The sequence below is a fragment of the Rossellomorea sp. FM04394 genome, assembly GCF_041889765.1.
Lineage (GTDB): Bacteria > Bacillota > Bacilli > Bacillales > Bacillaceae_B > Rossellomorea > Rossellomorea aquimaris_B.
This window is the reverse complement of record NZ_CP168654.1, coordinates 3,539,921-3,562,607: the sequence shown is the minus strand read 5'-3', so window position 1 is coordinate 3,562,607 and position 22,687 is coordinate 3,539,921. Positions and strand designations below refer to the sequence as shown.

Genomic DNA, 22,687 nt, shown 5'->3' with positions numbered 1-22,687 from the left:
CCGTTTTTAGCGCGTCGGCTCAGTATGAGGTTCTCTCTCAAGCTCTTCCGTTGGTTTGAATAACAGTCCAAGGTTAATGAGACCAGCAATACCAACTAAGCCGTAAATGATACGGGATAGAGCGGCATCTTGACCACCAAAGATTGCTGCAACAAGATCGAATTGAAAGAAGCCGATAAGTCCCCAGTTCACAGCACCAATGATGGTAAGAACTAAAGCAATGCGTTGAATTGCACTCATGATGTTTTCCTCCTTATTGAATGAATCATTTATAACGTTTCCCATGTCCCCAATTCCTATTCAAATCAAGCGTAGCAAAATTTCCATGTGCAAGTTCTTTGCATTTTGGGGATGATATATTCGATAATAGGAAATGTGTTGAAAATATTTTGGGTAACGAAATGATTTGACCCTTAAAGAATACAAGGAGGTAACAACAAATGAATGACTTTACTTTTTACAATCCAACCAAATTGATTTTTGGAAAAGGGCAAGTTGAACAACTGAAAGAATTGGTACCTCAATACGGTAAAAAAGTTCTTGTAGTATATGGTGGAGGAAGCATAAAGCGTAATGGCTTATACGATCAGGTTATGTCTGTATTGAAAGATATCGACAGCGAAGTATTCGAGCTTTCCGGAGTAGAGCCCAATCCCCGTCTTTCCACAGTTAGACGAGGGGTAGAAATAAGTAAAGAAAATGATATTGAGTTTATTTTAGCTGTTGGTGGCGGAAGTGTCATCGACTGTACAAAAGCAATTGCTGCAGGTGCAAAATATGATGGAGATGCCTGGGATCTTGTAACGAAGAAAGCTTTTGCGAAAGAAGCTCTTCCATTCGGCACAGTCCTGACTCTTGCTGCGACAGGTTCTGAAATGAATGCTGGATCTGTTATCACAAATTGGGAAACGAATGAGAAATATGGCTGGGGCAGTCCTGTGACGTTCCCGCAATTCTCTATCCTGGATCCGGAAAATACGTTCACAGTACCGAAAGATCATACAATCTACGGTATGGTTGATATGATGAGTCACGTGTTTGAACAGTATTTCAATAATGCAACAAACACACCACTTCAAGACCGTATGTGTGAGTCTGTTCTGACTACGGTTATCGAAACAGCTCCGAAGTTGATCAATGATCTTGAAAACTACGAGCTTCGTGAGACAATTCTGTACTCCGGAACAATTGCACTTAATGGAATGCTGCAAATGGGTTACAACGGTGACTGGGCAAGCCATAACATTGAACATGCCGTGTCAGCCGTATACGACATCCCCCATGCAGGTGGACTCGCGATTCTATTCCCTAACTGGATGAAGCATAACCTGAAAGTGAATCCTGCACGATTCGCTCAACTGGCAGAACGAGTATTCAATGTCGACCCTGCCGGAAAGTCAGAGGAGGAAGTGGCACTGGAAGGAATCGAAAAGCTTCGTGAATTCTGGACGAGCATTGGTGCCCCGTCCCGATTGGCAGACTATGATATCGACGACAGTCAGCTCGACCTGATGGCAGACAAAGCCATGATCAACGGCGAATTCGGTAACTTCAATAAACTGAACAAAGACGACGTTCTTGCGATTCTGAGAGCCTCTCTTTAATCAATCCTGGGAGGGACGGACCTTTTGAAGGTCCGTCCCTCTTTTTTATGGGGTTACTGAACCATAATTAGGGAATTATAAGCTGGTGAGAATGGTTGTTGAAAAAAGTTTGTTATGCACACGCTTACATAAAGGGAGCTTTCTTGATTCTCGGGTCAGCTTTCGATAAAGTGAGATAGAAGAAAATATTTTAATCGGAGGATGGTTATGACACACATTCGTTTTGATTATTCAAAAGCGTTATCGTTTTTTGGAGAACACGAACTTACATATTTAAGTGATGCGGTTAAGGTGGCCCATCATTCACTTCATGAACAAACAGGTGCCGGGAGTGACTTCCTGGGTTGGATCGACCTTCCAGTGGATTACGACAAAGAAGAATTTTCACGCATTCAGAAATCCGCGGCGAAAATCAAGAATGATTCCGACATTCTTCTTGTGATCGGTATCGGTGGATCTTACCTGGGAGCGCGTGCGGCGATTGAGATGCTGAACCACAGCTTTTATAACGCTCTTCCGAAAGATAAGCGTTCCACACCTCAAGTGTTATTCGTTGGACAAAACATCAGTTCCACATACATGAGAGACTTAATGGATCTTCTTGATGGAAAGGACTTCTCCATCAATGTGATTTCAAAGTCCGGTACGACGACTGAACCGGCCCTAGCCTTCCGTATCTTCCGCAATATGCTTGAAGAAAAATACGGAGTGGAAGAAGCACGTAAACGTATTTATGCCACTACGGATAAATCGAAGGGTGCACTGAAGACGCTGGCGACAGACGAAGGTTATGAAACATTCGTCGTTCCAGATGATATTGGAGGACGCTATTCTGTCCTGACAGCAGTGGGATTACTTCCGATTGCCGTCAGCGGAGTGGAAATTGAGACAATGATGAATGGTGCTGCACAGGCCCGGGAAGATTTTGGTAAATCCGAGCTGACTGAAAACGCTGCTTACCAATATGCTGCGGTTCGTAACGCCTTATACAACAAAGGCAAGACAATCGAAATGCTCATTAACTACGAGCCGGGTTTACAATACTTTGCTGAATGGTGGAAGCAGCTGTTCGGTGAAAGTGAAGGAAAAGACCAAAAAGGCATTTATCCTTCTTCTGCGAACTTCTCGACAGATCTTCATTCTCTTGGACAATACGTTCAAGAAGGACGACGTGACATTTTTGAAACAGTCATCAAGGTTTCGGAGCCTCGTCATGAGCTTAAAATCGAGAAAGCTGACAGTGATCTGGACGGCTTGAATTACTTAGCCGGTGAAACAGTGGACTTTGTAAACAACAAAGCGTTTGAAGGGACATTGCTTGCACATACAGATGGTGGAGTGCCAAACCTGATCGTGGAAATTCCTGCAATGGATGCCTACACCTTTGGTTACCTGGTGTACTTCTTCGAGAAAGCATGTGCGATGAGTGGATACCTGCTTGGTGTGAATCCATTCGATCAGCCGGGGGTGGAAGCATACAAAGTGAATATGTTTGCCCTTCTTGGAAAACCAGGCTTTGAAGAGAAGAAAGCCGAACTTGAAAAACGTCTTAAATAAGGAAAAGAGCACTGAGGGAAATCTCAGTGCTCTTTTTACATTTTTCTTTCGCTTTAGGAGAAACTATCCCTAAAAGAAAGGGGATGGATCGATGTGATTGAGCTTTCATCTAGCATTGAAGGACAGCATTACCAACTGTATAAACTTGAACAGCTATTAAAGCCGCTTGGGTATTCAATAGGCGGAAATTGGGATTATGATCACGGCTATTTCGATTATAAAATTGATGACGAAGTGGGCTACCAGTATTTGAGAGTACCATTTACGTCTGTTGATGGGCAATTGGATTCAAGGGGGGCCACGGTTGAATTTGGGAAACCGTTTCTTCTTTCTCATAAATACCAGCGTGGCTTGGACGACTACGCATCCACAGGAACCTTTTCAGGCTCTGTCAATCAATTTTCAGAACCACAAGATCCTGATGCAAGCTTCCCGGAAGAATACATTGAAGTCGGAAAAGAACTTGTAAAAGAGCTGGAGAACGTTCTTTTCTCTAGTTAGAGATCACAAGAAGTTCATCCGTTTCTTCAATCATAGTCGTCAAAGGAGGATTCACAGTCGTGATTTCTCCTTTTTTTATGCCTAAAAGGATGACATTGCCCTTTAAAAGATTTGCACTTAAAGAATGGAAGCTTTCATTGATGTGTTCTTCTGAAACAGGTATCAGCTTTAGATTGTTTCCTTTTAAATGATTCAATAATTTTAAGATGGTCTTGGACATCCCTTGAGAAATGATACTGTTCATCATCACATAGCTTGTTTGCATATTCGTTTGAATCACTTCATCGGCCCCTGCCCGCTTGGCATTCGCTACTTGATCCTTCTGGAGAATTTCCACTACTGTATATAAATCAGGGTGATTCCCTTTAATGGCAAGAAGAGTCAAGACAGAATTCATGTCCGCCGTTATCTCATCTTTATTTTGATCAGCGGTGATGATGGCGATCGATGCTTCATGGAGATTTACTTTTTTCAAAATAGCATCTCTAAATGGGGTTCCCCTCACAAAATGGATGTGGTTATTATTATATGGATTCTTTTGGAGGGTTTCATCGACCAAAATGATATCGCATCGGGACTGCAGGGAAGTTAATTGGTTGATCACTTCCCGCGTGCGCTCATTCCACCCTACGATCACAACATGATCTTTCCCCTTGAACGTTGCTCTGCCTTCCAGATAAGCATTTTGTGTCATGACCGTTTCTGCTGCGAGCATGACAAAATAAGTAGAAAGAAAACCCGCACCTACCAAGATAAGAATGATGCCAATCAGTCTGCCTTCAAACGATGAGGGAACAAAATCACCATATCCCACAGTGGAAGTCGTAATAATCGCCCACCAAATCCCGTCGAATAGGGAAGGGAAGGTATCGGGTTCGATGAAATGAATAATCGTTCCAAACGAGAGCATGAGCGTAATCGCAATCATAAATATCCTAACAACTAAAGGCCAGCGCAAAAACCCCTGAAACATCTGCTGTACCATTCTACCAGCTCCTTTTCATCTGCACTGACCATTATTGCCTATTCAGGTTCTTCTAAAACTCGGAAAGCCATTCTTTCTTCAACAAACTGTACATATGCGCATCATATCTATGGTCATCTTGAAGAATATACTCTCTGAGTAACCCTTCTTGCTTGAAACCAAGCTTTTCAACCACTCTTGAAGAAGCTTTATTGAATGGGACGATCACTGCCCCGACACGATTCATTCCTTTATCTTTAAATAGGTAGCTGAGTAACGGGAAGAGTGCCTCAACCATGATGCCCTTACCCCAATGTCCGGGACTCAAATCATAGCCTATTTCGCAGCGTTTATAGGCTTTGGAAATGGCGTGGAATCCGCATGTACCGATTATGTTGTCAGAGGTCTTCTCCACAATCGCCCAGCGCATTGGTCCGCCTGTTTCAAGGTGCTTTTCGTAGTTTTCCACCATACTGACAGCCACTTCTTTCGATTCGATCGGACTCATGCCGAAATAGCGGAGAACATCCTCAGACGTGTATAGCTCATAAAGAAAATCAACATCTTTCATTGTGAGTTGCCTTAGTGTTAATGTTTCTGTTTCTAATATTGGATATTTTTCCATTATTTTCAACCCCTTTGTACATGAAAGTATACCATGGAAGTGTCCGGTTGAGTGATGTTTCATAGGCACTTCTACATTTCTTCATGATTTGCTGATTTCGTTAGGGGGAGTCAGCGTTTTTTGTGAGGTTTTGCACATATTTACAGTGGGTAAAAGATGGTTATTAAAATTAAAATGTATAAGGGGATAAACAGATGGACGTACATTTTTGTGTAGAAGGACTTCCGTACGTGTTTCATAAACAAAAATTTGATGATATCTCTCCACTCCTTCTGATGAAGGAGGCAGGGACCATTATGAAATTTTCAACTGAACATGAGGGTTCTTGTTTTATGGAAGCACGTATTATTAAGACATCCTTTGAGACGATATTGGACTCCTCCAACGGGATTATAGAACAGTTTTTTGCGGTGCATTTGTTTGTAGAAGATGAGGAATTGAAGAAGGGTTTTTTTGGTAGTGCAATGATGAATGAATAGCAAGTAGAGGCGTAATATAAAGTTACTCTAGTATATGGACAAACTGACAGTCATTGTGAAAGCTAGTACATACGATATATTAAAAATATTAATATATCGGAGGAATAGTATTGAATAATAGAACAATTAAATGGAGTGGCTATACTTGGAATGTGAAAGATTCTTCTACTAACAAATGGGGTCCGGGACCGAATTTTTTTTCAGGTAGCAGCGAAAATGTATGGGTAGACAATAGAGGAAGATTGCATTTGAAAATAACAAAACGAAACAATAAGTGGTACTGTGCTGAAGTATATAACACGAAGACCCTCGGTTATGGAACGTACCGTTTTTTTGTGGATGGCCGACCCGATTTATTGGATCCAAATATTACGCTGGGATTATTCACATATGATGGTACTTCTGCGGATGCTGCTGCGAATCATTATCGGGAAATTGACATTGAATTTGCAAAATGGGGATATCCAAAAGGACCAAATTCACAATACGTGGTTCAGCCCTATACAAAGGCGGGAAATATGATTCAATTTCAAACGTCCCTAAGTGGAAACTATTCGACCCATAGTTTTTTATGGACTCCATCATCCATTAAATTTCTTTCCCTGCATGGACACTATTCAAAACTACCAAGTCCAATAGAATGGTATCGAATCAAGGAATGGACATATAGAGGAGGAGATATCCCCAATACCAAAAACGAAAAAGTAGATATCAACTTATGGTTATTTGGGGGAAGGGCTCCGTTGAATCAAAAGGAAGCGGAAATCGTGATAACTAAGTTTGAGTTTATACCATTTGCTACCTAATGGTATAGTTTGAGATCAAAGCTATTACTAAAAAAGATGGGGAAATCCTTTATACAGGATTTCCCCATCTTTTTTTGGTATGGAGCATAGCGGGATCGAACCGCTGACCTTTTGGCTGCCAGCCAAACGCTCTCCCAGCTGAGCTAATGCCCCGTGATCGGTCAAGATTTATTATAAGAAATATTCATACTGTTCGTCAATCCTTTTTTATAATATTCTTCGTTTTAATTTAGAAATATCCCAATAATAATAAAAGCGACGAACCATTGTTCGCCGCTCTTGAGACATGGACCAAACTTAATCACTCCATATCTTCATCCTTTCATCTATTCGACAACTCTAATCCTTTCACCAGTGCCAGGGCTTCTTCATCGGCGATCACCGTTACATGGTCATGGTGATTCAGAATAGAAGCAGGAAAGTCCTCTGAGATTTTGCCTTCTACTAACTTTATCATCGCCTCTTGTTTGGCCTCGCCTGAAACTAGTAAAAGAATTTCTTTACTCTTCATGATCGATGAGATACCCATGGTAATGGCGTGTGTGGGAACGTCATCGATTGAATCAAAGTAACGGGCATTAGCCTCACGTGTAGACTCGGTAAGCTCGACAATATGAGTGTTGGATTCAAACGATGTCCCTGGTTCGTTAAACCCGATATGTCCGTTGCTTCCGATCCCCAGTATTTGAAGGTCGATCCCCCCGTGGGCGCGGATTTTTTCATCATACGCTTCGCATTCTTTTTCGGGGTCTGCTGCTTTTCCTGAAGGGATATGGGTGTTATCTGAGTCTATATCAATGTGTTTAAATAGGTTTTCATTCATGTAATGATAGTAGCTGTTAGGGTGTTTACCGGATAGTCCGATGTATTCGTCAAGGTTGAAGGAAGATACATGTTGATAAGACGTTCCGTTTTGTCGATGATCATGAATCAATACCTCGTAAAGCCCTTGTGGTGTTCCGCCTGTGGCTAAACCCAGTGTGACGTTTTTAGTTTTTTTCACCTTGGATAATAGATAGTCTGCAGCGACTTGACTCATTTCCTGGTAGTCTTTCACTTCAATTAGTTTCATGAGTATCATCCTCTCGAATATAGGCTATTTTACCTTTACAAATGGTTGTGTATACGTCGTTGTTTTCGTCTAATATGACGATATCTGCATCTTTCAGGGGAGTGAGGCTTCCTTTTCTATCGAACACATTTAATTGTTTTGCCGGATTTTCAGCAGTCATTTTAACAGCACTTCTCATATCACTTGTTGTGAATGTTTGAATGTTTGTAAAAGCATCTTTCATTTTCAGGACGCTTCCCGCTAATGTGTCCTCATCCAATAAAGCCTTGCCGTCCTTAACTGTCACCATCTGTCCGCCAAGGTCATATTGACCATTCTTCAAGCATTTGGCTCTCATGGAGTCAGTGATGAGGATTAAGCGCTCATCTGTAATCTGATTGAATGCTAATTGAATCACTTCTGGTCGAACGTGAATTCCGTCTGAAATCAATTCCACCATTAATTCCTGTCGTAAGAAGGAGGCTCCGACAATCCCGGGCTCACGATGATGAAGGCCAGACATTTGATTAAACAAGTGAGTCACATGGGATAAGCCGGCATCGATGGCTTCCCCGACCTGATCGAAGGTTGCACCGGAATGGCCCACTGAAGCAACAATCCCATTCCCTTTTAAATAACGGATCAATTCGTAGTCATCGTCAAGCTCTGGAGCGAGAGTGACTAATTTTATATGGTTTTGAGATAGGGCCTGCCAGTGCTTGAATGTGTCGACACTTGGTTTTTGGATTCGATTGAGAGGCTGTGCCCCTGCTTTGTCCGGATTGATGAACGGTCCTTCTAAATGGATGCCGAGAATTTCTGCCTGACCATCTCTTTGATGCTTTGACATATAGTCTGCGGTTGCCTTCAGTGCTTTTTCAATTGCATCGGATCCTTCTGTCATGGTTGTTGCAAGGAAGCTCGTGGTTCCTTCTTTCGGAAGTGTCCCGGTCATCGTATCAAGGGCTTCTCGCTTAGCATCCATTGTGTCTGCGCCATTTACCCCATGAATATGAATATCTATCATTCCTGGGACAACACTATACCCGTGGGGAAGAGAAATCACTTTATACTCTTCTGAATCGGTTAACTGGGAGCGATCACCCATTCCGGTGATCACACCATTCTCTATTTTGATAAACCCTTTTTCATAAATTGTATCTTCTGCATAGATGTTGCCATCCATAATAAGTAGTTTTTCTGTATTTGAGGTCAATGAAATCACTCCTTGAGTACTTTACAATTCTACAATACCACCAGAAAGTATAGTTGTCTATACCAGTTAGGGGATGACGATAGATATTTATCAATTCAGATTTTTATGGAACTTTATAAACGTATTATATTACTAATCTTTTTCTTTAAATTGGTATAGACATCTATTCCTTTTTAATGATATGATGTGTTTTGCTTAAACGCTTTCACTTGAAACAAAAGGAGAGAATAGTATGTTAGGTTTCTTACAACGAATCGGTAAATCGCTCATGCTTCCAATCGCGGTCCTACCTGCAGCTGCACTATTGCTGCGCTTGGGTCAGGATGATCTATTAGGGATCGCGTTCATGTCTGAAGCAGGAGATGCCATATTTAAAAATTTAGCTTTAATCTTTGCCATCGGGGTAGCAATCGGATTTTCGAAAGATGGAAATGGTACAGCTGGTCTGGCGGGTGCCATTGGTTATCTGGTATTAACGGGCGGGTTAAAGGCCCTTGATCCGGATTCAAATATGGCGATTTTCGGGGGGATCATCTCCGGGGTCGTGGCAGGTTTATTATATAACCGTTTCAATGATATTAAACTTCCGGCTTGGCTGGGATTCTTCGGAGGCAGACGTTTCGTTCCAATCATAACCGCTGCGTCCATGGTTGCACTCGCAGGGATATTTGGAATTGTCTGGCCGCCAATTCAAAGCGGGATCAATTCCATCGGCGAATGGATCATCGGTGCCGGAGCAACGGGAGTCGGTGTGTTTGGCCTGTTGAATCGACTCTTGATCCCGGTTGGATTGCATCACGTGTTGAATACACTTGTATGGTTTGAATTTGGAACATTTAAAGATGCAGCAGGAGAAATCGTGAAAGGGGATATACCACGTTTCTTTGCGAAGGATCCAACAGCCGGGACGTTCCAAACCGGATTCTTCCCTATCATGATGTTCGGTCTTCCGGCAGCTTGTCTGGCAATGATTGTGACGGCAAAAAAACATCTGCGTGCAAATGTATCGGGAATGTTAATCGGATTAGCCGTTACTTCATTCTTAACGGGGATCACAGAGCCGATTGAGTTCAGTTTCATGTTCTTATCTCCTGTTCTTTATGGAATTCATGCAGTATTAACAGCCAGTTCAATGGTCATCACATACGTACTGGGCATTCATCATGGCTTCGGTTTCTCAGCAGGTGCCTTTGATTACATCTTAAATTTCAATATCGGTCAAAAACCTTGGTTATTATTGGGGGTAGGCATTCTTTACGGAATCATCTACTTCCTCGTATTCACTTTCTTGATCAAGAAGTTCAATTTGAAGACTCCAGGGCGTGAAGATGATGAAGATGTGGTCGTAGCAGATGAAAACACAGGCGGAAATAGTAAATATGAAATAATGGCCTCGCATTTTCTGCAAGATCTGGGTGGAAAAGAAAACCTGGCTATTGTGGATAACTGCGCCACACGATTACGTCTCGAAATCAATGATGTCACACTAGTAGACGAAAAAGCGTTGAAAGCTCATGGGGCGAAGGGTGTGATGAAGGTGAATAATAAAAACCTTCAAGTCATTGTAGGAACGGATGTAGAGTTTGTCGCGGACGAGCTGAAAAAGTTAAAATAAATTGAGAGGGCAGTCTGGCTTGTCGAATGTGGCTAAAGTCCCGTCTGCTCTTTTCTATAGACATCGGATAATTGTCTGTTATAAACATGGTGTATGTAATAAAATAGAACATAGAACCGCTATATCGAAAGGAGAACAGTTCGTGGTTAATAAAAATTCTCCTCTTCCTTTGTATTATCAGTTAGAAGAACACCTTAAACATTTAATACAGTCTGAAGAGCTAAAACCAGGGGATGCCCTGCCGTCTGAAAGGGAGCTTGCAGAATCGTTTAAAATCAGCAGGATGACCGTGAGACAGGCGATTACCAATCTTGTGAATAAGAATGTTTTATATAGAGAAAAAGGACGTGGTACATTCGTCTCCCATCGGAAGATTGAACAAAGCCTTCAGGGGTTGACTAGCTTCAGCGAAGACATGAAGAGCCGGGGACTCGAGCCTGGGAACAAATTATTGCATTTCGAAATTTCTCCGGCAAGAGAGGATATTCAGGAACTCCTTTCTTTAGAGGAAGAAGAGCTTGTGTATACTATGAAGCGAATCCGTCTAGCGAACGGTGAACCGATGGCACTGGAAACAAGTTATATCCCAGTCAGCCTGCTTCCTGGATTGAATCAGGAAATACTGGAGAAATCGCTGTATCATTATATTGAAAGCGAACTAAACCTTCACATCAGCCATGCCACTCAATCAGTGGAAGCGGCGATTGTGACCGAAGCGGATACAAAGCATCTTAAGGTGAAGAGCGGGGAGCCGGTGCTGCTCATCCAACGGGATTCATTTCTGGAAGACGGTACCCCGTTTGAATTGGTGCGATCCATTTATCGAGCTGATAAATATAAGTTTAAAATCAACTTGGACAGACTGTGAAAAAAGAGTAGGTGCCCTTTAATGGGCTCCTACTCTTTTTATCTATAGTCCTTTCGTTAACAGGGGAATCCGCTTGCGATACTTCTCAATCAGCCCTTCGTTATGATCATCTGCGCCATCCACGTTTCCGCTGATGAAGATAGGCGGCTCAAATCCTTCTTCCAGCATATTTTGAATGGCACCAGCCATGACTCCATTCAAAATCGCCGCCCCGATGACGGTTGAAGAAGGAGAGAATGGAACAGCCACTCGATCATCGGTCAGGACTGCATCCCCTACGACCGAGTGATTGTTAATGGCAAGATCCACTACTTCACTAAGAAACTTTCCGCTGGGGTGTCTGGATGTTTCTTTCTCTACATAGTCAAAGGCACTGATGGATACAACATATGCACCCTTTTCCTTCGCGAGAAGAGCAACATCGATGGGAACGGGATTTTTTCCCGAAGTGGAGAGGACAATCACCACATCATGGGACTGAATATCCTGGGCATTCATAAAATCACCCGCATACTCTTCCGCTCTTTCTAATTGCGAAGATCGTACGGCTCCTTCATGAAGCATGAGTGGCTCGATCAAAATCGGATTGATCGGAACCAATCCACCTGCTCTGTAGAATACCTCTTCAGAGAGGATATGAGAGTGACCACATCCGAAGAGCTGGATGATGCCATCTTGTTGAATGGCAGAAGAAATCTTCCCAGCAAGCACAGTCATTTTGTCAGCTTCATTGGATTGAACAATATGTAACTTTTCCTGGATTTTTTCAAAATATGTAGAAATCATTATTTTCCCGCTTTCATTTTTTCTTTCAGCATATCATATTTCTCATGAAAATCTTTGGTCTACACACTTTACATGTTATCTTTACGCTGAATCGTGGTAACATAAGGAGTAATGAACTGTACGGAGGACATCTATGCGTATTTTTAGAATTTTAAACAACAATGCTGTTGTAGTGGTGGACGGGCCGCAGGAAAAAATTGTTATGGGGAGCGGGATCGCTTTTCAAAAGAAGCGGAATGATATCGTCCCTAAGAACAAAATTGAAAAGATTTTTGTCCTTCATGAGCAATCCTCCGAGAAATTCCAGCAGCTGCTGGCTACCTTGCCGGAGGAACATATTGAAATCGCTGAAAACATCATCAGTTATGCAGAGGGACATTTAAATGCCCCTCTCAGCGACCATATTCATATCGCTCTTACGGATCATCTTTCCTTTGCCCTTGAAAGACTGCAGCAAGGGATCCCCATCCAAAATAAGCTCTTAAATGAAATCAAGCTGCTTTACAAAAAGGAATATGAAGTCGGGGTGTGGGCAAAAGAAGAGATCAGGCAGAAACTCGGGATCGAAATCCCAGATGATGAGGCGGCTCATATTGCCCTTCATATTCATACGGCGAAGATGGATTCCCCTTCTATGAGCCAATCGTTGAAGCATGCAACGATCCTGAGGGATTTTGTCGAGCAGGTTGAGTCGATTCTTTCCATAGAAGTAGAAGAGTCGAGCATCAACTATCAACGATTGATCACACATCTCCGGTTTGCGTTGAATCGGATTGAGCAGGGTGACCAGTTTGATCCCATTGATGAAGACATGCTCGAACTCATCCAGATGAAATACAAAAGGGCTTACGAGTGCTCAAAGGAAATCACAAAATATCTGCAGGAAGAATACAGCATACGATTCCCGCCTTCAGAGGTTGCGTATATTGCCCTGCATATAGCGCGCCTCTTAAAGTAAATGGGTTGACGGTACCGTTTTCATATTGTAGAATGAACTCATCAATTTCATACAGTAGGATTGTTACTGATCATGCAGGCAAGACCTAGAATCTTTAAGACGATAATGGTAAGCGTCACTCTTTGACCTACCTCTATCCTCTTAAGGGTACTAGGTCTTTTTTTATTGATTCTTTAAAGAGAAACAGGAGGGATTCATGATGAACCATCGTGAAGTAGCAGAACAGCTTGTCCCGTTATTGGGCGGCAAGAGTAATGTTGTAAGTGCAACACATTGTGCGACGCGACTGCGTCTCGTGATTGAGGACGAAAGTCAGGTAGAAAAGAGTGCCATCGAGGATTTGGATGGTGTGAAAGGGGCATTCTCAAGCTCCGGTCAGTTCCAGATCATTTTTGGGACAGGGAATGTAAATAAAGTATTTGAACATTTCGGCCCTCTTGTTGGAGCGTCTATGGAAGAGAAGTCCCCAACTGGTGAGTCTCACAGTGATGCAGCAAAACGGAAGATGAACCCGTTTGCCCGTTTTGCACGTACACTCTCAAACATCTTTGTACCGATCATTCCGGCGATCGTAGCGGCAGGGATGTTGATGGGGCTGCTTGGCTTGATGAAGACCTATAATTGGGTCGATCCAGATAGTGGTCTATTCGTGATGCTGGACATGTTCTCTTCTGCTGCCTTTATCATTTTACCGATCTTGATCGGGATGAGTGCAGCGAAGGAATTTGGAGCAAATGGATACTTAGGTGCTGTCATCGGAGGGATCATGACCCACCCCGCATTACTGAATCCATGGGGTCTTGCCGATGCCCAGCCGGAAACTCTCGATTTCTTCGGATTTGGCGTTGAAATGCTTGGGTACCAAGGAACGGTTATTCCAGTACTGTTAACCGTTTATTTAATGGCAAAGATTGAAAAGGGCTTACGCAAAATTGTCCCGAACGCCGTTGATTTACTGGTGACACCGTTCTTGACGGTCATCTTCACAGGGTTTACCGCCCTGCTTATCGTTGGACCACTTGGAAGAGTCCTAGGTAACGGAATCACAACGGTTCTGGATGTTGTCTACAACACAGCCGGACCTATTGCTGGATTGATCTTCGGTGGATTGTATTCAACGATCGTTTTAACCGGTGTTCACCACAGCTTCCATGCCATCGAGGCTGAGCTTTTATCAAACATCGGCGGGAACTATTTGCTGCCAATTTGGGCAATGGCAAACGTCGCGCAAGGTGGGGCAACACTCGCCGTCTTCTTTAAAACGAAAAACAAGAAAACGAAGGAAATCGCTGTGCCGGCAGCTTTCTCTGCTTTCCTCGGAATCACAGAACCGGCGATCTTCGGGGTTAACTTAAAGCATCGCCGCCCATTTATCGGAGCAGCCATCGGTGGAGCGCTTGGAGGAGCATACGTGGTATTCACACAAGTGATGGCCAACGGAATTGGATTGACGGGTATCCCGATGTTTGCGATCGCTCAAGATCCGCTAAATTATGGGATCGGATTTGTCATCGCCGTAGCAGGCGCATTTGCAGCAACCTTATTATTGGGATGGAAAGAAGAAGCAAAATAGAATTATTATCCTTACTAGTCACCTGGCTGGTAAGGATTTGCTATATTTAAAGTAGAACCGAATGTAACGAGGAGGAACTCAATATGAAACAGGGGATTATCTCACTGGGTGAAGCACTGATAGACTTCATTCCTTTAGATGAACAAAATACTACCTATCAAAAAAGTCCAGGAGGAGCTCCCGCCAATGTGGCTGTTGGACTGGCCAGATTAGGCGCGAGGTCTACCTTTTTAGGGAAGGTGGGAGAGGATGTATTAGGCAGATTCCTTCAGGATACCCTTAAAGATTATGGTGTAAGAATAAATCAAATGCTATTGACTCCTGATGTCCGCACCGGTGTGGTATTTGTAACCAACGGAGAAGACGGAGAGCGCAGCTTTGACTTTTATATCGATCCGAGCGCCGACCGATTCCTCCAAATGGATGATATTGATGAAGAGGATTTCGTTTCCCATAAAATCCTTCACTTTGGTTCCATCTCCATGATCAGCTCTCCGGCGAAGGAAGCGACGCTTCATGCTGTGAAAGTAGCGAAAGAGAATGGTTTATTGGTTTCCTATGATCCTAATTTACGCTTAGGATTATGGAATTCTGAGGAAAATGCCCGGGAAACGATTAAGAGCATGCTTTCTGAAGCGGATGTTTTGAAAATCTCTGAGGAAGAACTTGAATTTATTACTGGTGAAAAAGAGATTGAAGCAGGGGTAGCGAAACTGAAATCATACACTATTCCTTTCTTGATTATCACGATGGGGGCAGAAGGAAGCTATGTGTACGTTGGCGATGCCCGTCAGTATGTACCTGCCATGAAGGTGAAAGCAGTGGACACAACGGGGGCCGGGGATGCGTTCGTTTCCGGGATCCTTCATTCCATCCATGAATACAAAGGGAATATTGAATCCTTATCAATCGAGGAAGCAGCCCGCATGGCCCGATTTGCAGCCGTATCCGGTGCACTTGCTGCCTCAACTAAAGGAGCGATGACGGCTCTGCCTTCCCTGGAAGAAGTAAACCTTCATTTGAACAGGGGTAATGAGCGATGACGAGAGATGAACAACTGCGAAAAGAAGCCTATGAAGAAATCGATAAGCATAAGGGTGTTGTTGATCAGGATCCATACCGTCTTCATTATCACCTCATGCCACCTGTGGGGCTGTTGAACGACCCGAACGGATTTATCCAATTCAAGGGGGTCTATCATTTATATTATCAGTGGATGCCTTTTAAGACAGGTCATGGTGCGAAGTTTTGGGGGCATTATTCGTCAAGGGACCTAGTGAACTGGACGCATGAAGACATCGCCCTCACGCCTGCAGAATGGTATGAGAAAAACGGCTGTTATTCCGGAAGTGCCATCGAGCATGACGGAAAAATCTATGCATACTATACAGGGAATGTGAAGGACGAGGAAGGCAATCGGGAATCCTATCAGTGCTTGGCTCTTTCTGAAGACAGCCTTCACTTTGACAAAAAAGGTCCCGTCGTTCACTTACCGGAAGGATTTACCGCTCATTTCCGCGATCCGAAGGTATGGAAACAGGATGGAGCGTTTTTCATGGTAGTCGGTGCACAGACGACAGAGTTAAAAGGCGCAGTCGCTTTGATGCGATCAGAAGATCTAATGGATTGGGAGTATCAGGGAGTCCTTGCAGGTGGAGGCGTGGGAAAGCTTGCTGAGTTCGGTTATATGTTTGAATGTCCTGACCTTTTTAAGCTGGGAGATCAAGACATCCTTGTTTTCTCTCCACAAGGAATTGAAGCTTCTGGAATGAAGTATCAGAATGTGTATCAGGCAGGCTATGTCGCCGGACAATTTGATTTAGCTGCAGGAACGTTTGAACATGGAGACTTCGAAGAATTGGATCGGGGATTCGACTTCTATGCACCGCAAACGACAGTCGACGATAAGGGCCGCCGTATCCTTTTTGCATGGATGAGTGTACCGGATCAAAATGAACAGGATCATCCCACCATTGAACATAAATGGCTTCATACGATGACCCTGCCTCGTGAGCTGAAGCTTGTGAACGGTAAAGTGAGACAGGTTCCTCTTGAAGAATTGCGGGATTTAAGGGCCGGAGAAGCGATAGAACACAAGGTTGAATTGGATAAAGAAAGCCGCGTGCTCAATGGTGTAAACGGAAAAGCGTTTGAATTGGAGATCGAGGATTTGTCCTTATCTGAAGGGTGGTTTGATCTTTCCATTGGAGACGGAGGCAGACTCGTTTATTCTATCGGGGAACAGATGGTGACTCTTGAGCGCAAAAGCTATGTAAATGGAGTGGTAGAGAAGCGGCAATGTAAAGTGGAGAATTTGAATTCACTAAGAGTGTACGTCGACACTTCTTCCATTGAAGTATTTATAAATGAAGGAGAAGAAACGTTTACATCCCGATTCTATCCATCACCAAACAACGATACTGTGGGATTCGGAGCTTCAAATCAGGCTAGTTTTACCATTAGAAAATGGGACCTGGACCATGTAAACTTGAAATAGACTGCCGATTCGGCGGTCTATTTTCTTTTTCTAAATAAAAGATAGATGTTATAGTAAGATAATATAAATCGGATTTCCTGAAAGGATTTTTCATGATGACTTATAAAATGATTGTACTTGATTTAGATGATACATTATTACGAGATGACCAAACGATTTCAGAGCGTACAAAAGATGCATTACTTCAAGCACAGGAAGCAGGAGTGAAAGTTGTTCTCGCATCTGGCCGCCCAACGTTTGGAATGAGATGGGTTGCAAAAGAACTGAAGCTGGACCAATACGGAAGCTATATTCTTTCTTTCAATGGATCGAAAATAATAGATTGCAAGACAAACGAAGAGAAATACAGTCGAACACTATCAGCTGAAACGGCTCATCGCTTATATGATTTGAGTAAACGGGAAGACGTTGGGATTCTGACGTATGCTGAAGATGCGATTATTGTAGAAGAAACGAGTGAATATGCTTCTATTGAAAGTGAACTGACAGGGCTGCCTGTAAAGGTCGTGCCGAACTTTAAAGAAGCGATTAAGGAGCCTGTTGTGAAGGCACTTATGTTAAAAGAAGCCGATCGATTGGTGGAAGTCGAGAAAAAACTTCAAACCGAACTGGAAGGTGAACTGAGTGTGATGCGCTCCAAACCGTTCTTTCTGGAGTTTACACAGCTTGGCGTGACTAAAGGGGCAAGCCTCGATTATCTGATCAAGCCGATGGGCATTAAGGCAGAAGAGGTCATTGCCATCGGAGATAGCTATAACGATCTTGCCATGATCGAATTTGCCGGGCTGGGTGTCGCCATGGGCAACGCTCCTCAAGATATAAAAGAAAAAGCGGACTACGTTGCAGCCTCTAATATGGAGGACGGAGTAGCGGAAGTTGTTGAAAAATTTGTGTTAAATGAACTTTCGAGAGTATAAAGGAGAGAAATGACCGAAGTCCTTTTAGGGGATTTCGGTCATTTTTTTGAGAAGTGTAGGTCATGTGAAAAAAACAGGAAAATAATGTATAATAATCACCATCCTATGATACTATTAAAACTAATCAATCCAACAGGAGGACAATCCATTGAGAGTGATCGGTGGTATTTTACTCAAATTCTTCTTATCAATCATAGGTATTATTTTTATAGGCGGACTGCCCGTGCTCCTTTCAGGATTAGGTCATCGTGAATTGAGGTTACAGGAATATTTGCAATCCGTTAAAGAAATCGTTTATGCCTTGTTTCATCCGGGGGATTTAACCTATATCATTATCGGGGGGCAGCAGGAACGCGATTTATTTCCTTATATATGGGACCCGATTACCTATTCGTTACTCGTTTTGTTTTCTGCTTTTCTTCTGGCAGGCTTCTTAAGTATTCTCCTCACGATCCTCACCATGTTGTTTTCTCAAAAAAACAGAGACCGAATCAAGTTCACCTTTTATTTGTTCGAATCGATGCCGGATGTTCTGGTTATTTTGCTTTCGCAGTTATTTGTACTCTCCCTGTATAAGCAAACTGGCATCCTGTTTTTTGAAATTGCATCAGTCGCCACTGAACGCGCATTTCTACTTCCTGTGCTTGTATTGGCGATTTTACCTACAGTTCAGCTGTTCAGGATTTCGATTCTTTCATTTGAAAGTGAAGAAAGAAAAGACTATGTGACCCTGGCTCGATCCATTGGACTGGGGAAACTGGTGATATTGACGTTTCATATTTTAAGAAACGCTGTCATTTCCGTGTTCTTTCAATCAAAGAAGACCGTTTGGTTTATGCTCTCCAATTTATTTGTGTTGGAGCTCCTATTTAATATAACGGGGATAACTCGTTTCTTAATGTCGACGCTGCAGCCGAAAATGTTTACAATCGCCATTCTTTCTATTTTCATTCCTCTGTTTGTCTTTTACGCTTTGGGAGAAATGGTCCTTTCAAAAAAAGCCAATAAGGGGGAGGAGATATAATATGAAGAAAAATGTTTGGAAGAACCCGCTCTTTCTTATTGGATTTACATTTATCGCCTTCATGCTTGCCTCCAGTTTTGTTTATTCATTTATGTGGGGAAATGAAGTGCGGAGATTGTATTTTATTACTGTTGATGGTGTTGTAGTGGAATCTTCTCCGATTTCACCAAAATGGTCTTTCCCTTTTGGAACGGACCCCCTGGGGCTTGACATGCTCGGGAAAATCATTATTGGTGCCAAGTATACGATTCTAACGGCATTAGTGATCGCCTTTTTACGTGTGTTTTTAGCGATCCCGCTTGGGTTGGTCCTTGGGACATTTCTTGTGAAGTATAAGAAATACTTTAATGGCTGGATTGATTCCTTCCATTACATCCCCTTGACGATCCTCGCGTATTTTTTGTTGGAACCGATTCTTTGGGAACCGTTTGAAGGTTTTCCTAATTCGATCGTGGAACGTTTCATCATTGAGATACTGATCTTGACCTTACTTATTGTGCCCATATTGTCAGTTCTGATTGGCAATGAAGTCTCTTTGCTTTATAAACAAGAATTTATCATGAGTGCGAAAACACTTGGGGCAGGAAAGTGGCGAATCATCTTTAAACACATTTTGCCCGGGATGAAAGAGAAGCTTGTGATTTTGTTGGGTCAGCAATTCATGCAAACCCTGATCATTTTTATTCATTTAGGATTACTAACCCTGTTCCTTGGTGGTACCGATGTAGACTATCAAATGATCAAAGACCCTCCAAGATCCATCACCTATGAATGGTCGGGACTGATCGGGGACTCCTTCAGGTACCTTCAAGGAGCACCGTGGGTTCCACTGACACCGATTCTCTTCTTCTCGGCAACGATGTTATCGGTCTCGTTGATGATCGAAGGATATGTCCAAGCCACTAGCGGGCATTCCTTCTATAGGAAGAAATTTAAATCCGCTTATCGTCCATTAAATAAAAAACCAGATCAACCGCGACAGGATGAGTTTCAAAAGGTAGAAATGTAAAAAGATTTGAGCATAATAGTGAAGGAAGCAAGATGATTGATATGGTAAAAATTTCATCGTTTTTTGTGTTTGATTAAATGGATTCCGGGGAATTAGTTTACACTGAGTAAACAATCTTAAGACTCTTTTGACATTTCTAGTATATATATCCACAAGATTGGGAAAGTATGGGTCGTTCACGAATCGTTCAAAATGGACAAAGCATTGACAGCTCAAGCTTTCCTACCTCATTTGTTACGGAATGTCGAATTTTCATGAAATATTTTTGTTACGATTCACAACAAAATGTTATACACATGAAATTATTTTTTGTTATAATACTCGTTGTTGATTCAAATGAATTTACATTTGCTAAACAAATTCTTAATAAACTTTTTCATATATGTTTTAAATAAATACTAATAAAAAAGGTGATGAAGCATGAACTTCTTAAAAAGACAGTTTGATGATATGCGTACTGGGAAGTTATCGTTCTTCTTTACAGTCGTTATACTATTTTGGATTAAGACTTATGCCGTATATTTAGCCGAATTTAACCTGGGAATACAAAATGCGCTTCAGCATTTTCTTTTATTTTTTAACCCATTAAGTTCTGCCCTATTATTCTTTGCCTTCGCATTATTCTGGAAAGGCAAAGGGAGATATATTGCGTTTATCGTTATTAATTTGTTAATGTCCTTCGTTCTATACGCGAACGTCGTGTACTACCGATTCTTTAATGACTTTATTACAGTACCTGTTATTTTACAGGCAAAAACGAATAACGGTCTTGGTGGCAGTGCACTTGAATTAATCAGTCCATTAGATATTCTGTATTTCCTGGATTTATTCATTATCATTGGATTGATGGCTCTTAAGAAAGTGAAACCTCAGGAAAAATTGCGTTTCCGTTCAGTATTCGCGGTCATGACATCTGCAGTCCTTGTGTTCTTATTGAACTTAGGGTTAGCAAACATTGATCGTCCTGAATTATTGACTCGCAGTTTTGACCGTAACTATCTGGTGAAGTATCTTGGAACTCACAACTTTACGATCTATGATATTGTTCAAAACTCCAAAACGTCTGCTAAACGTGCTTTGGCTGACAGTAATGAAGTTTCAGAAGTTGAAAATTATGTAAAAGCAAATAAAGTCGACCCGAATCCTGAATACTTTGGTAAAGCAAAAGGGAAAAACGTTATCTACATCTCCATGGAATCCCTGCAAACATTTATGATTGGCAGAGAGCTAAATGGAAAGGAAGTCACACCATTCTTGAACTCTTTAGTGGATAGTAAAGAAGCGATGTACTTTGATAACTTTTTCCATCAAACAGGTCAGGGGAAAACGTCTGATTCTGAGTTCATTATTGAAAATTCATTATTCCCGCTTCCTCAAGGTGCTGTATTCATGACACATGCGAACAACACGTATCAATCAGCTCCTTCGATTCTAAAGGGAGAAGGATATACTTCAGCGGTATTCCACGGTAACTACAAAACATTCTGGAACCGTTCTGAGATGTATCGTTCAATGGGATATGACGAGTTCTTTGATGCAACGTATTATGATATGAGCAAGCCTGAGGAACAGCTTCCATATGGATTGAAAGATAAGCCGTTCTTTGAAGAATCAATTCCTATGCTGGAAAGCTTAAAACAGCCGTTTTACACGAAGTTCATTACGTTATCCAATCACTTCCCGTTTGACCGCCATGAGGAAGATGCTAATTTCCCTCAGGGTGAAACAGGTAACGGTGTGGTCGATCGATATTTCCAAACGTCCCATTACATGGACCAAGTATTGGAAGACTTTGTGAATGATTTAAAAGAAAAAGGTTTGTATGAAGATACAATGATCGTTCTTTATGGTGATCACTATGGTATTTCTGATAACCATAATAAAGCGATGTCCGACGTATTGGGCAAAGAAGTGGGTAACTTTGAAAGTGCTCAGCTGCAACGTGTACCATTGTTGATTCTTAACTCCGGTGCAGAAGGTGGGGTTAACCATACGTATGGCGGTCAGGTTGATCTTCGCCCTACGATCATGCACCTGTTGGGAGTAGAGACAAAAGATTATCTAAGCTTTGGTCAGGACCTGCTTTCGGAAGAGCGCAAGCAAATCGTACCTTTCCGTAATGGAGATGTCATTACAGAAAAGTACTCTGAAATTAAAGGAGTCTGCTACGATAACGAAACAGGTCAACCTGTAGAAGAAGGAAGCAAGGCATGTGAAGAAGCAAGTAAGGAAGCAAACAAACGCTTAGAGCTTTCCGATAAAGTGGTTTATGAAGATTTACTGCGCTTCTATAAACCGGAAGGATACAAACCGATAGATCGTTCAGATTATCAGTATAATAATCCAAATCCAAAAAGCTCAGAAGATCCTGAAGCTTCACATGAAGAAAATCACGAATAAAATAAGTAACTTTAAGCAAGCTCCATCCACCGAATTTTGTGGGATGGAGCTTGTTTTTTGTTGTATGGGTCTTTGGATTCTCCTTAGGAATTTGGTTTGCCTGTTGAATAATCGTTAGAATTCAACAGGCAAAATTGGGCCTGAAGTTGCCAGGCGAATTTCGGACTAAATTTGACAGGTAAATAACCGTTGAAATTTAACAGGCAAATATTAGGGTGAATTTAACAGGTAAATAAT

At 42.2% G+C, this 22,687-nt stretch carries 21 protein-coding genes and 1 tRNA gene; 15 read left to right on the top strand and 7 right to left on the bottom strand.

What is annotated here, in order from left to right; translation table 11 throughout:
• Positions 1 to 6 precede the first annotated feature (6 nt).
• A complete protein-coding gene (locus tag ACCB35_RS17985; protein WP_044338099.1) occupies positions 7 to 240 on the bottom strand; it encodes a DUF378 domain-containing protein in 234 nt (77 codons plus the stop codon).
• A gap of 200 nt (positions 241 to 440) precedes the next feature.
• Between ACCB35_RS17985 and ACCB35_RS17980 the strand changes: the two genes are divergently transcribed.
• From ACCB35_RS17980 to ACCB35_RS17970, 3 genes are all read left to right on the top strand, one after another.
• Positions 441 to 1,604, top strand: a complete 1,164-nt coding sequence (locus ACCB35_RS17980) for an iron-containing alcohol dehydrogenase (RefSeq protein WP_374054732.1) — start codon at positions 441 to 443, stop codon at positions 1,602 to 1,604.
• Positions 1,605 to 1,811: 207 nt separating this feature from the next.
• Positions 1,812 to 3,161, top strand: a complete 1,350-nt coding sequence (locus ACCB35_RS17975) for a glucose-6-phosphate isomerase (protein WP_374054731.1) — start codon at positions 1,812 to 1,814, stop codon at positions 3,159 to 3,161.
• Positions 3,162 to 3,254: 93 nt separating this feature from the next.
• A complete protein-coding gene (locus ACCB35_RS17970) occupies positions 3,255 to 3,662 on the top strand; it encodes a YugN-like family protein (protein ID WP_044338095.1) in 408 nt (135 codons plus the stop codon).
• Here the strand turns inward: ACCB35_RS17970 and ACCB35_RS17965 are convergent.
• Positions 3,655 to 4,647: a TrkA family potassium uptake protein gene (locus ACCB35_RS17965; RefSeq protein ID WP_044338094.1), complete on the bottom strand. Its 993-nt coding sequence runs from the start codon at positions 4,645 to 4,647 to the stop codon at positions 3,655 to 3,657. The two genes, ACCB35_RS17970 and ACCB35_RS17965, sit on opposite strands and share 8 nt — an antisense overlap.
• A gap of 52 nt (positions 4,648 to 4,699) precedes the next feature.
• Complete coding sequence (locus ACCB35_RS17960; protein WP_374054730.1) at positions 4,700 to 5,251, bottom strand: GNAT family N-acetyltransferase; 552 nt, start codon at positions 5,249 to 5,251, stop codon at positions 4,700 to 4,702.
• Between the two features lie 194 nt (positions 5,252 to 5,445).
• On the opposite strand from ACCB35_RS17960, the gene ACCB35_RS17955 reads away from it, so the two are divergent.
• Both ACCB35_RS17955 and ACCB35_RS17950 read left to right on the top strand, forming a co-directional pair.
• On the top strand, positions 5,446 to 5,730 hold the full coding sequence (locus ACCB35_RS17955) for a hypothetical protein (RefSeq protein ID WP_374054729.1): 285 nt from the start codon (positions 5,446 to 5,448) through the stop codon (positions 5,728 to 5,730).
• A 110-nt stretch (positions 5,731 to 5,840) separates the two neighbouring features.
• Complete coding sequence (locus ACCB35_RS17950; RefSeq protein WP_374054728.1) at positions 5,841 to 6,536, top strand: glycoside hydrolase family 16 protein; 696 nt, start codon at positions 5,841 to 5,843, stop codon at positions 6,534 to 6,536.
• Positions 6,537 to 6,616: 80 nt separating this feature from the next.
• On the opposite strand, the gene ACCB35_RS17945 is transcribed toward ACCB35_RS17950, so the two are convergent.
• From ACCB35_RS17945 to nagA, 3 genes are all read right to left on the bottom strand, one after another.
• Positions 6,617 to 6,689, bottom strand: a tRNA-Ala gene (locus ACCB35_RS17945).
• 169 nt (positions 6,690 to 6,858) lie between these two features.
• Positions 6,859 to 7,608, bottom strand: coding sequence for a glucosamine-6-phosphate deaminase (nagB, locus tag ACCB35_RS17940; RefSeq protein WP_374054727.1), 750 nt, complete (start codon positions 7,606 to 7,608; stop codon positions 6,859 to 6,861).
• Positions 7,595 to 8,803: an N-acetylglucosamine-6-phosphate deacetylase gene (gene nagA / locus ACCB35_RS17935; RefSeq protein WP_374054726.1), complete on the bottom strand. Its 1,209-nt coding sequence runs from the start codon at positions 8,801 to 8,803 to the stop codon at positions 7,595 to 7,597. The genes nagB and nagA overlap by 14 nt, the downstream gene beginning before the upstream one ends.
• A 232-nt stretch (positions 8,804 to 9,035) precedes the next feature.
• Here nagA and nagE point away from each other — a divergent pair, with 232 nt between their 5' ends.
• Together nagE and ACCB35_RS17925 are read left to right on the top strand one after the other, a co-directional pair.
• A complete protein-coding gene (gene nagE, locus ACCB35_RS17930) occupies positions 9,036 to 10,418 on the top strand; it encodes an N-acetylglucosamine-specific PTS transporter subunit IIBC (protein WP_374054725.1) in 1,383 nt (460 codons plus the stop codon).
• A 142-nt stretch (positions 10,419 to 10,560) separates the two neighbouring features.
• The gene (locus ACCB35_RS17925; RefSeq protein WP_374054724.1) at positions 10,561 to 11,286 is read left to right on the top strand and encodes a GntR family transcriptional regulator; all 726 of its coding nucleotides are present in this window, start codon (positions 10,561 to 10,563) and stop codon (positions 11,284 to 11,286) included.
• A 42-nt stretch (positions 11,287 to 11,328) separates the two neighbouring features.
• Here the strand turns inward: ACCB35_RS17925 and ACCB35_RS17920 are convergent, their stop codons facing one another.
• Positions 11,329 to 12,072, bottom strand: a complete 744-nt coding sequence (locus tag ACCB35_RS17920; protein WP_374054723.1) for an SIS domain-containing protein — start codon at positions 12,070 to 12,072, stop codon at positions 11,329 to 11,331.
• Between the two features lie 133 nt (positions 12,073 to 12,205).
• Between ACCB35_RS17920 and ACCB35_RS17915 the strand changes: the two genes are divergently transcribed.
• The 8 genes from ACCB35_RS17915 to ACCB35_RS17880 all read left to right on the top strand — a co-directional run bounded on the left by ACCB35_RS17915 (position 12,206) and on the right by ACCB35_RS17880 (position 22,450).
• A complete protein-coding gene (locus ACCB35_RS17915; RefSeq protein WP_374054722.1) occupies positions 12,206 to 13,030 on the top strand; it encodes a PRD domain-containing protein in 825 nt (274 codons plus the stop codon).
• 199 nt (positions 13,031 to 13,229) lie between these two features.
• Complete coding sequence (locus ACCB35_RS17910; RefSeq protein ID WP_374057066.1) at positions 13,230 to 14,603, top strand: sucrose-specific PTS transporter subunit IIBC; 1,374 nt, start codon at positions 13,230 to 13,232, stop codon at positions 14,601 to 14,603.
• A gap of 83 nt (positions 14,604 to 14,686) precedes the next feature.
• On the top strand, positions 14,687 to 15,646 hold the full coding sequence (locus ACCB35_RS17905) for an aminoimidazole riboside kinase (protein WP_374054721.1): 960 nt from the start codon (positions 14,687 to 14,689) through the stop codon (positions 15,644 to 15,646).
• Positions 15,643 to 17,100, top strand: a complete 1,458-nt coding sequence (locus tag ACCB35_RS17900) for a glycoside hydrolase family 32 protein (RefSeq protein ID WP_374054720.1) — start codon at positions 15,643 to 15,645, stop codon at positions 17,098 to 17,100. Before ACCB35_RS17905 ends, ACCB35_RS17900 begins: the two co-directional genes overlap by 4 nt.
• Positions 17,101 to 17,195: 95 nt before the next feature.
• A complete protein-coding gene (locus ACCB35_RS17895; RefSeq protein WP_374057065.1) occupies positions 17,196 to 18,017 on the top strand; it encodes a Cof-type HAD-IIB family hydrolase in 822 nt (273 codons plus the stop codon).
• Between the two features lie 154 nt (positions 18,018 to 18,171).
• Positions 18,172 to 19,041: an ABC transporter permease subunit gene (locus tag ACCB35_RS17890; protein ID WP_374057064.1), complete on the top strand. Its 870-nt coding sequence runs from the start codon at positions 18,172 to 18,174 to the stop codon at positions 19,039 to 19,041.
• A gap of 1 nt (position 19,042) precedes the next feature.
• On the top strand, positions 19,043 to 20,050 hold the full coding sequence (locus tag ACCB35_RS17885; RefSeq protein ID WP_374054719.1) for an ABC transporter permease: 1,008 nt from the start codon (positions 19,043 to 19,045) through the stop codon (positions 20,048 to 20,050).
• Between the two features lie 420 nt (positions 20,051 to 20,470).
• Entirely contained in the window at positions 20,471 to 22,450 is a 1,980-nt protein-coding gene (locus ACCB35_RS17880; RefSeq protein ID WP_374054718.1) for an LTA synthase family protein, read from the top strand.
• The last annotated feature ends 237 nt before the right edge of the window (positions 22,451 to 22,687 follow it).

Excerpts from the sequence above, each read along its gene's own strand:
- ACCB35_RS17975 (WP_374054731.1), top strand. The coding sequence starts at position 1,812 with ATGACACACATTCGTTTTGATTATTCAAAAGCGTTATCGTTTTTTGGA.
- ACCB35_RS17980 (WP_374054732.1), top strand. The coding sequence starts at position 441 with ATGAATGACTTTACTTTTTACAATCCAACCAAATTGATTTTTGGAAAA.
- ACCB35_RS17895 (WP_374057065.1), top strand. The coding sequence starts at position 17,196 with ATGACTTATAAAATGATTGTACTTGATTTAGATGATACATTATTACGA.
- ACCB35_RS17955 (WP_374054729.1), top strand. The coding sequence starts at position 5,446 with ATGGACGTACATTTTTGTGTAGAAGGACTTCCGTACGTGTTTCATAAA.
- ACCB35_RS17960 (WP_374054730.1), bottom strand. The coding sequence starts at position 5,251 with ATGGAAAAATATCCAATATTAGAAACAGAAACATTAACACTAAGGCAA.
- ACCB35_RS17910 (WP_374057066.1), top strand. The coding sequence starts at position 13,230 with ATGAACCATCGTGAAGTAGCAGAACAGCTTGTCCCGTTATTGGGCGGC.
- nagB (WP_374054727.1), bottom strand. The coding sequence starts at position 7,608 with ATGAAACTAATTGAAGTGAAAGACTACCAGGAAATGAGTCAAGTCGCT.
- ACCB35_RS17905 (WP_374054721.1), top strand. The coding sequence starts at position 14,687 with ATGAAACAGGGGATTATCTCACTGGGTGAAGCACTGATAGACTTCATT.
- ACCB35_RS17900 (WP_374054720.1), top strand. The coding sequence starts at position 15,643 with ATGACGAGAGATGAACAACTGCGAAAAGAAGCCTATGAAGAAATCGAT.
- ACCB35_RS17965 (WP_044338094.1), bottom strand. The coding sequence starts at position 4,647 with ATGGTACAGCAGATGTTTCAGGGGTTTTTGCGCTGGCCTTTAGTTGTT.
- ACCB35_RS17920 (WP_374054723.1), bottom strand. The coding sequence starts at position 12,072 with ATGATTTCTACATATTTTGAAAAAATCCAGGAAAAGTTACATATTGTT.
- ACCB35_RS17880 (WP_374054718.1), top strand. The coding sequence starts at position 20,471 with ATGAACTTCTTAAAAAGACAGTTTGATGATATGCGTACTGGGAAGTTA.
- nagE (WP_374054725.1), top strand. The coding sequence starts at position 9,036 with ATGTTAGGTTTCTTACAACGAATCGGTAAATCGCTCATGCTTCCAATC.
- ACCB35_RS17985 (WP_044338099.1), bottom strand. The coding sequence starts at position 240 with ATGAGTGCAATTCAACGCATTGCTTTAGTTCTTACCATCATTGGTGCT.
- ACCB35_RS17915 (WP_374054722.1), top strand. The coding sequence starts at position 12,206 with ATGCGTATTTTTAGAATTTTAAACAACAATGCTGTTGTAGTGGTGGAC.
- ACCB35_RS17885 (WP_374054719.1), top strand. The coding sequence starts at position 19,043 with ATGAAGAAAAATGTTTGGAAGAACCCGCTCTTTCTTATTGGATTTACA.